This window comes from Streptomyces sp. CHD11, from assembly GCF_018638295.1.
Taxonomy (GTDB): domain Bacteria; phylum Actinomycetota; class Actinomycetes; order Streptomycetales; family Streptomycetaceae; genus Streptomyces.
In genome coordinates, this window is sequence record NZ_JABTTS010000058.1 from 1 (window position 1) to 12,299 (window position 12,299).

Annotated in this window: 17 protein-coding genes, 1 tRNA gene and 1 pseudogene; 14 read left to right on the plus strand and 5 right to left on the minus strand. The window is 70.6% G+C overall.

What is annotated here, in order from left to right; translation table 11 throughout:
• Nucleotides 1-136 precede the first annotated feature (136 nt).
• Nucleotides 137-598 carry an NUDIX hydrolase gene (locus HTV45_RS32750; RefSeq protein WP_215209538.1) on the minus strand — a complete coding sequence of 154 codons (462 nt, stop codon included), beginning with the start codon at nt 596-598 and terminating at the stop codon, nt 137-139.
• A gap of 18 nt (nt 599-616) precedes the next feature.
• On the opposite strand from HTV45_RS32750, the gene HTV45_RS32755 reads away from it, so the two are divergent.
• The 13 genes from HTV45_RS32755 (at nt 617) to HTV45_RS32815 (ending at nt 9,381) form a co-directional block, all read left to right on the plus strand.
• Complete coding sequence (locus HTV45_RS32755; protein ID WP_215209539.1) at nt 617-1,396, plus strand: GntR family transcriptional regulator; 780 nt, start codon at nt 617-619, stop codon at nt 1,394-1,396.
• A 139-nt stretch (nt 1,397-1,535) separates the two neighbouring features.
• Entirely contained in the window at nt 1,536-1,892 is a 357-nt protein-coding gene (locus tag HTV45_RS32760) for a hypothetical protein (RefSeq protein WP_004929398.1), read from the plus strand.
• Between the two features lie 3 nt (nt 1,893-1,895).
• A complete protein-coding gene (locus HTV45_RS32765) occupies nt 1,896-3,248 on the plus strand; it encodes an FtsK/SpoIIIE domain-containing protein (protein ID WP_215209540.1) in 1,353 nt (450 codons plus the stop codon).
• An 83-nt stretch (nt 3,249-3,331) separates the two neighbouring features.
• Nucleotides 3,332-3,991, plus strand: a complete 660-nt coding sequence (locus HTV45_RS32770) for a DUF2637 domain-containing protein (RefSeq protein ID WP_215209541.1) — start codon at nt 3,332-3,334, stop codon at nt 3,989-3,991.
• Nucleotides 3,992-4,009: 18 nt separating this feature from the next.
• Nucleotides 4,010-4,204, plus strand: a complete 195-nt coding sequence (locus HTV45_RS32775) for a hypothetical protein (protein ID WP_215209542.1) — start codon at nt 4,010-4,012, stop codon at nt 4,202-4,204.
• A gap of 1 nt (nt 4,205) precedes the next feature.
• Entirely contained in the window at nt 4,206-4,397 is a 192-nt protein-coding gene (locus HTV45_RS32780) for a mobile element transfer protein (RefSeq protein WP_215209543.1), read from the plus strand.
• Nucleotides 4,398-4,409: 12 nt separating this feature from the next.
• The gene (locus tag HTV45_RS32785; protein ID WP_215209544.1) at nt 4,410-4,565 is read left to right on the plus strand and encodes a DUF4175 domain-containing protein; all 156 of its coding nucleotides are present in this window, start codon (nt 4,410-4,412) and stop codon (nt 4,563-4,565) included.
• 12 nt (nt 4,566-4,577) lie between these two features.
• Nucleotides 4,578-4,889 carry a SpdD-like protein gene (locus HTV45_RS32790; protein WP_215209545.1) on the plus strand — a complete coding sequence of 104 codons (312 nt, stop codon included), beginning with the start codon at nt 4,578-4,580 and terminating at the stop codon, nt 4,887-4,889.
• 89 nt (nt 4,890-4,978) lie between these two features.
• Nucleotides 4,979-6,376, plus strand: coding sequence for a replication initiator protein RepSA (repSA, locus tag HTV45_RS32795; RefSeq protein WP_215209546.1), 1,398 nt, complete (start codon nt 4,979-4,981; stop codon nt 6,374-6,376).
• Entirely contained in the window at nt 6,370-6,588 is a 219-nt protein-coding gene (locus HTV45_RS32800) for a helix-turn-helix domain-containing protein (protein WP_215209547.1), read from the plus strand. The genes repSA and HTV45_RS32800 overlap by 7 nt, the downstream gene beginning before the upstream one ends.
• Nucleotides 6,588-7,730 (plus strand): site-specific integrase, encoded by a 1,143-nt coding sequence (locus HTV45_RS32805; RefSeq protein ID WP_215209548.1) that lies wholly within the window; start codon nt 6,588-6,590, stop codon nt 7,728-7,730. Before HTV45_RS32800 ends, HTV45_RS32805 begins: the two co-directional genes overlap by 1 nt.
• Nucleotides 7,731-8,257: 527 nt before the next feature.
• A tRNA-OTHER gene (locus HTV45_RS32810) sits at nt 8,258-8,332 on the plus strand.
• A 188-nt stretch (nt 8,333-8,520) separates the two neighbouring features.
• Nucleotides 8,521-9,381 carry a GNAT family N-acetyltransferase gene (locus HTV45_RS32815; RefSeq protein WP_215209549.1) on the plus strand — a complete coding sequence of 287 codons (861 nt, stop codon included), beginning with the start codon at nt 8,521-8,523 and terminating at the stop codon, nt 9,379-9,381.
• Between the two features lie 6 nt (nt 9,382-9,387).
• On the opposite strand, the gene HTV45_RS32820 is transcribed toward HTV45_RS32815, so the two are convergent.
• The 3 genes from HTV45_RS32820 to HTV45_RS32830 form a co-directional block, all read right to left on the minus strand.
• Nucleotides 9,388-9,924: a DinB family protein gene (locus HTV45_RS32820; RefSeq protein WP_308309816.1), complete on the minus strand. Its 537-nt coding sequence runs from the start codon at nt 9,922-9,924 to the stop codon at nt 9,388-9,390.
• Nucleotides 9,925-9,928: 4 nt separating this feature from the next.
• The gene (locus HTV45_RS32825) at nt 9,929-10,360 is read right to left on the minus strand and encodes a hypothetical protein (RefSeq protein ID WP_215209550.1); all 432 of its coding nucleotides are present in this window, start codon (nt 10,358-10,360) and stop codon (nt 9,929-9,931) included.
• 94 nt (nt 10,361-10,454) lie between these two features.
• Nucleotides 10,455-11,321 (minus strand): bifunctional DNA primase/polymerase, encoded by an 867-nt coding sequence (locus tag HTV45_RS32830; RefSeq protein WP_215209551.1) that lies wholly within the window; start codon nt 11,319-11,321, stop codon nt 10,455-10,457.
• A 365-nt stretch (nt 11,322-11,686) separates the two neighbouring features.
• On the opposite strand from HTV45_RS32830, the gene HTV45_RS32835 reads away from it, so the two are divergent.
• Nucleotides 11,687-12,013 carry a hypothetical protein gene (locus HTV45_RS32835; protein WP_215209552.1) on the plus strand — a complete coding sequence of 109 codons (327 nt, stop codon included), beginning with the start codon at nt 11,687-11,689 and terminating at the stop codon, nt 12,011-12,013.
• Here the strand turns inward: HTV45_RS32835 and HTV45_RS32840 are convergent.
• Nucleotides 11,994-12,299 (minus strand): annotated as a pseudogene (locus tag HTV45_RS32840) (hypothetical protein); the annotation flags it as partial. The gene HTV45_RS32835 and the pseudogene HTV45_RS32840 sit on opposite strands and share 20 nt — an antisense overlap.

The window sequence follows — 12,299 nt, forward strand, 5'->3', positions numbered from 1 at the left end:
AGGTCCGCGTCATCCGGCGCACCACCGACATCCCCGTCCGCCACGTGAAGGCGAACAAGCCCCACAAAGTTTCCGATGTTGTCTAGGCCCACCGTCAAGCATCACCTGGGACCAGAACGTCAAACATCACCTGGGACTAGACAGGGATGAGCTGCTTGCCGTCGTGGCTCCGTACGTGGGGGCCGTTGCCGTCCAAGGCATCCAAGAGCCTGATCGCGTAGACCTCGGCCATGCGCTCGCTGACCTCGTCGGGTGTGAGCCAGGAGACGGCCGTGGACTCGCTCGATGTGCGCTCAGTGCCGCCGGAGGGCTTGCAGCGGAAGACCAGGGCGACGATGCCGCGGGTTGTGTTCTTGTAGACGCCGGTGAGTTCGTCCACCTCGACGTGGATGCCGGTCTCCTCCAGGACCTCGCGGGCTACGCCGGCTTCCGGGGTCTCGTCGAGTTCGAGTACTCCACCGGGGAGTTCCCATGTGCCGTTGTCGGCCCGGCGGATGGCCAGGAGGCGGCCGTCCTCGCGCACCACTACTCCGGCGACGGATACGGAGTGCAGAGGTGAGGGCGTTGCTTCCTGTGATTGACTCATGTACAGGAGCATAGGAGGCGGAGAACGACTATGGGAACTGCGGTAGAGGGGGGCAGGTCGGGGCCTCGGTACGTGCAGATCGCCGATGAGATCGTGCGGCAGATCCGGGCCGGTGTGCTCAAGCCCGGCGACATGGTGCCCAGTGAATCGGAGCTGGTGGAGCGCTACGGCGTCTCGGGCGGCACGATCCGCAAGGCCATGGTCGAGGTGCGGGCGAGCGGGCTCGTCGAGACTCGGCATGGCAAAGGGTCGATCGTGAAGGACCGGCCGCCGGTGCGGCATCGGTCGTCGGATCGCTTCCGGCGGTCCCATCGGCAGGGCGGTAAGGCCGCGTACCTCGCGGAGTCCGCGCAGTCCGGCGCCACGGCCAAGGTGAGCGTCCTCTATATCGGGCCCATGGAGGCCCCCGAGGATGTTGCCCGGCGGCTCGGCGTTCCCGCCGGCACTCAGGTGCTCGCGCGCCGGCGTCTCTACTTCCGCAACGGCACCCCGGTCGAGACCGCCACCTCGTACCTCCCGTGGGACGTCGTCAAGGAGATCCCGGAGCTGTTCGCCGAGAACCCCGGCGGCGGTGGCATCTACGCCCGACTCGAAGACCACGGGCACGAGTTCGCCGAGTTCGTCGAGACACTGCAAGCCCGGCCGGCCTCCAAGGTGGAGGCGTCCGAGCTGGCGCTCAGCCCCGGTGCGCCGGTGGTTCACCTGGTCCGTGAGGCTCGGACGACTGCGGGGCTCGTGGTCGAGGTCTGTGACACGCTCATGGCTGCTGACCAGTTCGTTTTCGAGTACCGGATCCCCGCTGACGACTGACGCCCGCTCAACTCGTCGCAACACGTCGTGACTTCGTAGCCGCGGCGGGTTGACTCATGTACAGGAGTCAGGCACTCTTCTTCCCATCACTCATGTACATGAGTGATGGAGTTCAGCATCTGTAGAGGAGTGATCTGCTGTGCGTCAGATTCCCGTCGAGACGTCCGGTGCCACCGTGATGGTCGCCAAGGCCCCACAGCCCAAGGTCCGCGACCGCCGCACCGGTGAGATCGCCACCGACATGGAGACCGGCGTCAAGCTGATGACGGTCGACGTGATGTTCGCGGCCAACGACGAGGTTGAGATCCTGTCCATCACCGTCCCGGAGACCGGCTTCTCCGGTGAGTTGGCCATGGGCACCCCGGTGGCGCTCACCGGTTTGGTCGCCCGGCCGTGGGAGAACGAGTTCAACGGCCAGAAGCGGCACGGGATCGCCTTCCGCGCGGTCGCCGTCACCTCGCTGGTCGACGTCGACTCGGCCTCGAAGGCGGCCTGAGCCATGACTTGGCCCACGGTCTTACTGGTGGTCGTCGCCGCTGCGGGTCTCCTGCGGTGGCGGCGCCCCGCCTGGTACTGGCTGACCTTCGGGGTCACCCTCGCGGTTCTGCGGGTCCTGGTCCGGTACGGCTCAGTCATGGACGCTTGCGGTCTGACGGTCCCGCCCTCGCGCTGGCGTCTGACGCTGGCTCGGATGACCAACCGCCCGGCCCCAGAGTCCCGCGCACCGCGCATCCTGCGGGTACGGCCCACCCGCACCGGAATGGTCCTGCGGCTCAAACTTCGGCCCGGACAAGACGCTTTCGACGTCGCCGCCGCCTCGGACCGGCTGCGCCACTCCTTCGGCATGTACGGCGTGACCTCCCGTGAGCTGCGTTCGGGCGTGGTCGAGATCCGAATGACCGGCTACGACGTGCTTAAGCGGGTGCAGATGCCTGCCAAGACCGAAGCCCGCCCGATGCGGGTCCCGGTCGCACTGCGGGAGGACGGCTCGGTCCACTACCGCGACTACCGTGCCGTCCCGCACGGCCTGACCCTCGGCGCCACGGAGTCCGGCAAGTCCGTCTATCAGCGCAACCTCGTCGCCGGCCTTGCTCCGCAGCACGTCGCCCTCGTCGGCATCGACTGCAAGCAAGGGGTCGAGCTGTTCCCGCTGGCCCGCCGGTTCTCCGCGCTCGCTGACAACCCTGACACCGCGCTGGAGCTCCTGGAGGCGCTGGTGTCCCACATGGGGGACGTGTATCAACTCATCCGGGCCGAGCAGCGTGTCAGCGTCGCTGTGCCGGATGCGGAGATCGCCGCCGACATCTGGGACCTGCCCGAAGATCTGCGGCCGGTGCCGGTCGTGGTCCTGGTCGACGAGGTCGCCGAACTCGCCCTGTACGCGAGCAAGGAGGAGGAGAAGCGCCGGGACCGGATCATCACCGCCCTGGTCCGCCTCGCCCAGCTCGGCCGCGCGGCCGGCATCTACCTGGAGATCTGCGGGCAGCGCTTCGGCTCCGAACTCGGCAAGGGCATCACCATGCTCCGCGCCCAGCTCACCGGCCGCACCGCCCACCGCGTCAACGACGAAACCTCGGCGAACATGGCCTTCGGCGACATCGCCCCGGATGCTGTCCTGGCCGCCATCCAGATCCCCGCCGAGACCCGGGGGCTCGCCATCGCCGGGCACTCCACCGGCAGTTGGCACCGCATCCGCGCCCCGCACACCTCACTTCGGCAAGCCGTGAACACCTGCAACAAGTACGCCGACCGCACCCCGGATCTTCCCGCCCTGGCGGCCTTCCGGCCCTCGGTCGCCTCCGTGCCCTCGGCGCGTGTGCCGCTGTCCAAGACGGCTCCCGCCACCGCCTGATCTCTCCACATCCCACGGTCGGCGCGACCGTTCTTCGCGCCGTGTCCCTACCCCCGCCATGCCTGATCACAGGAGGAGCTGTCATGACCCGCCCCGCCCTCCGCGTGGACGCCGTGCTCGTTCAGGCCGTCATCGCCGGGGCACTGTCCTTCGCCCATCTCCACGACCTCGCCGCCGCCGCTGGACAGGATGGCTGGAAGGCCTGGGCCTATCCGGTCTCCGTAGACCTGCTCCTCGTCGCCGCCTGGCGACGGCTGCGTACGGACGGGCCGTCCCGGCTGGCCTGGTGCTGGTTCCTGATCGCCCTCGTCGCCTCGCTCGGCGCGAACGTCGCCACTGCCGGACTCCTCGACCTGGACGACGTCCCGGCCTGGCTGCGCATCCTCGTCGCCGCCTGGCCCGCCCTGGCCTTCATGGGCGGCACTCTCCTCGCCCACTCGTCCGCAGACCACACCTCGGCTTCGCCGGGCCCTGCGCCGGTGCCGGACCCCGAACCGGCCTCCGCTGCTGAGCCGGAACCGGCCCCGGTCGACTCCGCCGACACTGCCCCGCCCCTCCCGCCCGTCCACTCCGCTCCGGCACCGCCGGCCGTTCCGGTCCCGGCCGCGCTGGTGGACCACGCCCGCAAGGTCGCGGCCGACCACGAGGAGCGGACCGGTGCCCGGATCGACACCGACACCCTGCGCGCCCGTCTCGGCGTCCCGCCGCACCTGGCCGACGCCATCGCCGCCCAACTCGCCTGACCTGAAGGGAGACACCCCGTGCTCATCGACCTGGCCGAGCTGACCGCCGCCGATCACCTCGACGCCGCCCGCGAGATGGCCGCCACCAACAGGCCCTTCCTCGCCTACCTGCTCGCCGAGGAGGCCGCCCGCCTCACCGCCGACCCGGCCACCGGCGCCGACATCCGCGCCGCCTTCCCCGACCCGAACCTGACCCGAACGGAGACCGACTGACATGCCCGCCCGCGACTTCTTCCACTCCGTGATGCGCATCGGACCGGTGCAGATCGGCACCCACCGCGACCACAACGGCACCAGCAAGCACGCCGCCGTGTGCAGCAACGACAACTGCGGTTGGTCCGCCGACTACTCCACCCGGTCCGCCGCCCAGCTCGCCGCCCGTACCCACCGCTGCCACGTCCGCTAGGAGGCCACCGTCATGGACGTCCCGCTCTGGCTCGCCCTGATCGTCGTCGGCTGGCTCGGCGTCAAGCTCGTCCGGCCGCCCTGGTGGCTGATCGCCGTGCTCCTCCTCGGCGGCTTCCTCCTCGCCGACAGCGTGCTTGCCCCAGTCATCGACACCGCCGTGAAGTAAGGAGATCCGCTGATGTTCCGGCCCAAGCTCCCGAACATGCCCCAGCCCACCAGCATCGTCACCCCGCCCGTCGTCGTCGAGCCGACCACGATCACCCCCGGTACCTCCACCCCGCCGGCCACCGTCCCAGCCCCGACCCGGCCCACGGTCCAGCTGACCCCCGGCACCGCGCTCGCCCTCGTCGGCGGCGGCACCGCCGTCGTCCTGGTCGTCGGCGCCGTCCTGGTCTCCATGCTCCTGGCCGTCGCCATCACGGGCGCCTCGGTCGCCGTCTGCGCCCTGGTGATCCGCTCGCTCGTCAACGCCGACGCCAAGCGTCGCTGACCGGCCCCCGGGCGGCCTCGATACCGCCAAGCATCCGCCGCCCGGGAGCCGTCCCTGTCCGATCTCTCAACCGGAAGGAAGCACCCAGCATGGCGCATCGCGCCTCACTCGCGCCTGAGCCTCTGCTCGACCCGGTCGTCCTCGGCGATTTGCTGCGGGTGGCCTCGGCCGACGACTACACCCGATGGGAAGAACAAATCCGCCGTACCGGCGGCTGTTCCGACCCCATCCACCTGACCGGCTGGACCCTCCACAAGGACAAGACCACCGGCGAGACCCTGCACCACTACACAACCGCAGATGAACCCGGCGGGCGCCTCCGCCTCGCCTGCGGCAACCGCCGTGCCTCGCGCTGCCCGGCCTGTGCCCGGACGTACGCGGGCGACACCTATCACCTCATCCGCGCCGGTCTCGCCGGTGACGACCGCCGCGACATCCCCGCCACCGTCCGGGATCACCCGCGCGTCTTCGCCACCCTTACCGCGCCCTCGTTCGGCCCGGTCCACAACCGGCCCGATCACGGCGTCTGCCGCTGCGGCACCCGCCACGCCTCGGACGCCCCGGAACTGGGCACCGCCCTCAACCCGGACATGTACGACTACGCGGGCGCGGTGCTGTTCAACAACCACGCCGGGCAGCTCTGGCAGCGCTTCACCACCCGGCTCCGCCGCGAACTCGCCGCCCGCGCCAGCCTTCCCCGCCGGGAACTCGCCGATCACGTCCGACTCTCGTACGGCAAGGTCGCCGAGTTCCAGAAGCGAGGCGCCCTGCACTTCCATGCGGTGATCCGGCTCGACGGACCGGACGGGCCCGGAACACCGCCGCCCGCGTGGGCTACGGTCGGCGTCCTCGCCGACGCGATCGGCGCGGCTGCGGCACACTCCTACACATCGGTCTCGGTCCCGGCCGCCGGGGACCAACCGGCCCGGTCCTTCCGCTGGGGCACGCAGCTCGACGTCCGGCCGGTGAAGGCATTCGGGGACGGCTCCGACATCACCGAACAGGCCGTCGCCTCGTACGTTGCCAAGTACTCCACCAAGGCTGCGGAGAACACCGGAACCCTTGACCGCCGCATCGGCGAACTTGCCGAACTCGACCGTCACCGGGTCCCGGACCACACCCGCCGACTCATTACCGCGTGCCGCGACCTAGATGGCCTGTACCCGGACCGGCGCCTGTGGGCCTGGGCGCACATGCTCGGTTTCCGCGGCCACTTCTCCTCGAAGTCCCGCCACTACTCCACCACCCTCGGCGCCCTCCGCCAGGCACGCGCCGACTACCGCGCCACACAGGACGCCGGGGCCCTCGGCCTGGACGACCGCGAGCCGGACACCGTCCTCGTCCTGACCGACTGGCAGTACGCCGGCCACGGCCACACCCCCGGTGAATCCGCCCTCGCCGCCACCATCGCCCGGAACATCCGACTCAACCGCGAGACCGCCCGCGAGGCTCTGGCCGGGCTGCCCGCTGACGAGAGGGGGTGGTGACCGTGGACCGCCTCCTCACCGTGGACCAGGTAGCCGAGCGCCTCGGTACGGGCGTCCGCTTCCCCCGCCGCCTCATCGAGGAACGCCGCATCACCTTCGTGAAGGTCGGCCGACACGTTCGCATCCCCGAGAGCGCCGTAGAGGCATATGTGGACGCCAACACCGTGGTACCGATCGCCCTGCGTCCCGCCGGTCTTCGGAGGGCTGCCTGATGGCCGGCAAGCGCAAGTCCCGCCGGGGCTTCGGCCGTGTCCGCAAGCTGCCGTCCGGCCGGTTTCAGGTGCGCTATCCGGGGCCTGACGGCGTCCTGCGCCCTGGGGATCGCACGTTCGCCACGTCGACCGATGCAGACCGCTGGCTCATGCGGAAGCGCATCGAGATCGAAGAGGGGCGCTGGCTCGACCCGGCCGAGGGGCAGACGACCGTACGGGACTGGTCGGCCCGCTGGCTTGCTGCTGTCTCTCCGCAGCTCAAGCACAAGACGCAGGCGTCGTATCGATCCCTGATCAATTCGCTGATTGTTCCGGCCCTCGGTGACCGCGAGCTGTCCGGCCTCCGACCGATCACCGTCGCTGAGTGGGTCGGTGGGATGAAGTCCAGGGGGCTTAGCGCGTCGCGGATCAGGCAGGCGTACCGAGTCCTGTCGCAGATCATGCGGGCGGCCGTCGACAACGACATGATCCCGCAGACGCCCTGCCGGGGCGTGAAGCTGCCTCGGATGCCGCAGACCGAGCCGCACATCCTCACCCCGCTGGAGGCTTCGCGGATCGTCCGGAGTGCGGCCAAGCCGCATGACCTGCTGATCGCCCTCCTTGCGTACGCGGGCCTGCGGGTGGGTGAGGCGTTCGCTCTTCGGCGCGTGGACATCGACGTTCCCGGCGGCTTCGTCCTGGTCGACGAGAACCTTGCCGAAGCCAACGGCACCTTGGTCTTCGACACCCCCAAGTCACATCAGAAGCGGCTCCTTAGGGTCGGTCCGTCGCTCGCGAAACGGCTCGGCCGGCACTTGGAGACGCTGCCCGGCGGGGATGACGCGCTCCTGTTCCTCACGCCGGGCGGTAAGCCGCTGCGCTACAGCCAGTGGCGCAAGGCGTACTTCGACCCGGCGGTGTCGGCAGCCGGACTGACCGACGTCACCCCGCACGACCTCCGCGCCTCGCACGGCACATGGGTCGCCGACCGGTACGGCGTCATGACCGCCGCTCACCGCCTCGGCCACTCGAACGCGAGCGTCACGACTCGGCATTACGCCCGACCGGTCGCCGGACGTGACGATCAGGTGGCTTGGGCGGCTGACTCATGGCTCAACGGGCAGGAAGGGGACGGCTCGGCTCAACTGGATGAGCCAATCTGAGGAGCAGCACGCGGCGCCGCCTCAACAGCCAGGCAGTGACTACTGGTTGTAGTCATATGCGTTCGCTGTGTACTCTTCGGGTTGTCGGTCGGGTGCTGCCCGGCTTCCTGACTGGCGCGGGTACGGCCCGGCCTAAAACCAGCGGCAATTCATGGCATCTACAGAGAAAGACGTAGTTGTGAAGATTGCCTTTGCCGCACTTGTGATCGTTTTTTTGCTGGCTCTCGTAGCAGGGTTCGCGGCCTCACTGGTCGCGGTCCTGCTGGGTGAGTCGAAAGCGACGGTCTTCGAGTGGGGAGGGAAGTCCGCTGTCTGTATGGCCACACTCGGTCTCGCAGCTGTTGGTCTGATCCTCCTCCGTACCTGAAAGGAGCTGCCCCGGCAATCATCAACCGGGGCAGCTCGGGCAGTCAGGCCGCGCCTTGCCCATCAGCCAGGGCACCAGGGGCACGCAGCGGGCACGACGACGATGACGACGGCTCAGCCGGGGTGCTCGCGCCCGTCTGACCTGCGGCGCAGCGGGCAACGGGTGTGATCGGTGAAAGGTCTTGAAAACCGTCGTGGCAGCGATGTCACCGTGGGTTCAAATCCCACCGCCTCCGCTCGCTGAGCAGTGAGAAGGGTCCTCGACCGGGTGCTCGGTCGAGGACCCTTCGCGTTCGGTAGCCACGCCTGCCCGCTGTTGCCCGCTGTTGCCCGCTTGACCGGGCACGAAGGGGCGCGTGGTCATGAGCGCACCGGGCCGGAAACGGCCGCGGTGCCTGCGGTCTTCGTCCGGTAGGAATGAAGCATGCGACCGGACAGCTGGTATCTCACCGAGGACGTCGACGCATTCCTTGCCCGTGCGGGGGAGTTCCTGCGCTCGCGGCCCGGTGCGCACGTCATGCAGTTGACGTGGGCGGAGAGAGTGCGCAAGCGCGGGCCGGGCGCGTTCGGCGGGGAGGCTCCCGTATTCGGCGTGCTGGAGGGGGAGGACGGTGTGCGTGCCGCCTTCCACCGTCTTCCGGCGAGCGGTGTGTGTCCCACCCCGTTGACGTCCGAGCAGGCCGAGGCCCTCGCCGCCCGCCTGGCCGCCGACCTGCCCTCCTTGCCCTCCGTCAGCGCCGGCCACGACACCGCCACCGCGTTCGCCGAGGCCTGGCGGCGGCGCACCGGCGTGACGCCGAGGCTCCGGGACCTGCGGCTGCGGCTGTATCGGCTCGGCACGCTCACTCCGCCGGATCCGCTGCCGGCGGGCCGGGGCCGCGTGCTGGGCGAGCGGGACCTGGGGGAGGCCGTGCTCTGGTGCGGGGAGTTCGCCGAGGCCGTGGGGGAGGACGTCACCCTGAACGCCGCCACCTGGGCCGGGAGCCGCTTCGCCGACAAGCGGTACACGCTCTGGGAGACACCGGACGGCAGGCCCGTCTCCGTCGCGGGCATGAACCCGTTGATCGGCGGCCAGGTGCAGGTGGATGTCGTCTACACCCCGGCCGGCCTGCGCGGCCGGGGCTACGCGGGCGCCGTCACGGCGGCGGTGAGCCGGTTCGCGCTGGACGCGGGGGCGCGGGACGTCGTGCTGTTCGCGGATCTGTCCAATCCCGCGAGCAACGCCCTGTACCAGGGGCTGGGTTACCGCACGCTCACCGACTGGTCGGTGTACGACCTGGCCTGAGGGTGCTCACGAGGCGGCCGACAGCAGGCGGAGCTGGCCGATCTCCGTCACGTTCTTCATCAGTTCGGCGTTCACCCAGGCGAGCATGTGCGCCGTGGTGTGCGCCGGGTCGTCCGGCCAGGGGAAGGAAGCGGTGGCGTCCAGGTCGGCGTCGGTGAGGTCGTCCAGGAGCGCGAGCCATTCCGTGCGCAGGGCGCGGAGCCGGTCGATGGTGGGCGCGCCCTCGCCGGGCCAGGTGATGTCGGTCCGCTCCCGGGGGCGGCGCCCGCGCGCGTGGTCCAGCGTCACGCTCCACCACCAGTCGATGTGCCAGCTCACCCAGGCGATGGTGGGCACGGGCACCGGGTCCGGTTCGGTGTCCGCCCAGTCGGGGATCCAGCTGCCGTCGGCGCAGCGGCGTACCGTCCAGCAGTGCGGGACCGGCTCCCGGAGGAAGTCCTCCGGTTCCAGTCGCTCGAGGTGGTACTCGAACAGCGACCAGGTCAGCTCGAACTGCCAGCGGAGCAGTCCGGTGCGGGTGGTGGGGGTGGTGGGGGCGGTCACGGTGTTACAACTCCTCGTCGGTGGCGAGCTGGTCCCAGGAGATGTCCCGGAGGGCGGGTTCGGCGTCGCAGCCCGAGGGGACGCGCGGGGCGGACTGGAACCAGACGACGGTGAGGCGGGAGCGGTACAGCACGCGGTCGTGGACCGGGTCGACGGCCTGGGAGCGGAAGCTGCCGACGCAGACCACGGCGGGCAGCACCTCCACCGGGCCGAACGCTCCCGCGTACTGGTCGGGGTACTCGCGCGGGGGCGGGATGAGATGGACCGGGGCGCCGGGGAAGGTGGTGCCGGCGGAGCGGAGCAGTCCGGCGATGGTGCGGTCGTTGAGCGGCTTGCAGGGATACCCCTCGAGCAGTCCGCCGTACGTCGACGACATGCGCAGCTCGGAGAGGTCGACCGAGCGGCCGGAGGCGAGGACGACGCGGGCGAGTGCCATGGTCGGCACTTTAGAGGGGTGGTGCATTCGAGGCTTTCGGTTTTTCGCGCGGGGCGGGGACAGGGGCGGGGGTGAGGGGAGGAGGACGGGTGCGTCAGTGGGCCGTCATGCGGGCGGCTGACGCGATCGTCGCGCGGGCTTCGCGTTCGGACAGACCGGTGGCGCGGGCGGCGTCGACCAGGGAGTCCGCCAGGGCGGGGCCGATGCCGTCCTCGTAGGCACGGCAGGCCGCCCAGAACAGGCGGGTGTTGCGCTGGCCCTCGTGCGCGGCGAGGACGAACTGGACCAGGCCCTGGCCGTGTCCGCCGGTCGACGGGGGTGTCGGGTGGTGGGCGCGGGGCGGTGGGAGGAGCATGCGCAGGAGGGCGGGCGGGCAGGTCGCCGGGGGCAGGTGCGCGGTGCCGGGGGCAGCCGTGTACGTGCCGTGGGCCGTGCGGGAGCCGGGGCCGACCAGGTAGCCGCCGGCGCCCCGGATGTCGATGCCGGGGGCGAGGCGGCCGGCGGAGTTGGGGACGACGGCGTCCGGTGGTCCGCTCAGCCACAGGTGGCGGCCGCCGCTCGGGGTCAGGACGACCACCGTGGCGGGGATCGTGAAGAGGTGACGCAGGGCCAGTTCGCGCAGGGCGGCGGAGGAGTCGGCGCCGGTCTTCGTGTCCAGGTCGACGCCGATGAGGTGGTACGGGGGAAGGCCGCAGGCGATGCCGTAGCCGGTGGCGCGGGGCGCGGCGGCGAACAGGGCGCGGATCCGGGCGGGGTCGGTGGAGGCGTCGTGGACGCCGTGGCCGAAGCGGCCGCACTCGCCGTGGCAGGCAGGCCCCGCCGGCTGCGGAGCGCCGCGGTGGGGGGAGCGCAGGGCGGGGAGTTTCGTCCGGGACAGAGGGATGACGGCGAGTCCGCGTTCGGCGGCTGACAGGGCGTGCGCGAGGGCCAGCGTCGTGGCCTGCCGGTCGGTGGTGGCCATGGTTCTATTTTCGTACACACGTTCGAAGAAGGGAAGGGGTAAAGGCACGACACGCCGGGGCGGCGCAGGTGGGGAGAAGGAGTGCCGGAACGGTTCGCCCCTTGCGGTGTTCGGGGCCGGGGCGACCCTGGCGGGGTCTCCTGGGACACGGGAGGCGAGAGGGGGTTTATCGACGTCTCGTCACGCTTGCGTGCGAAAGGCGGCTTCCGGGGTGGTTGGCCGGTATCCGGTGGGCCATCCTGATCTCGCGACGTCGTGCACAGCGCAGCGCCGGGGCGGGGGGCCGACTTCCCTGGTGACAGCCATATCTCACGCACTTGCGGTCATGAGCCGGTGCGTCCTGTGGGTTCTGGAGGGAACACAACATGGCAAACATCCGTACCGCCCGCGTCATCGCCGCCGTCTCCGCGCTTCCGCTCGCGGCCGCCCTGTTCGCCGGCGTCGCGACGGCGGACAGCGGCGCACTCGCGGACGACGGATCGAACGCGACGGCCACGAGCGGCTCCGCCGACGCCCTCGGCAACGGCGTGGGCGGCGACAACTTCGGCAACTCGGCCACCACGCAGCAGCAGGCCAGTGGTCCGGGCGCCGCGAACCAGAGCAACACCGCCCAGGTCAACGGTTCCGCGTTCACGGCCGTCAATCAGGGCAACGACAACGTGGCCATCAGTTTCACCCCGCTGTGGTGGTGATGCCGGTCGTCTGACCGTGCGGGTGGGGGGCTTGGAGCAGCTCGGAGCGGCTCGGAGCGGCTTGGTGCGGCTTGGAGGTGCTTCGGTGGGGGCGGGACGTGGGGGGGGGGGGGCCGGGGGGCGGCGCCGGCCCCGGCTCCACACCGGCGCCCTGGGTGTCCAGGTCCTCGGGGTTCTGGGCGGCTTCGGGGCCGGGCCCGGACGGTACGGCGCCGGCTCCCGCTCCGTGCGGCTCCCCGGCGGGGGCGGTCAGGATCTGCAGGGCAGCGGCCACGGGGGCGGAACG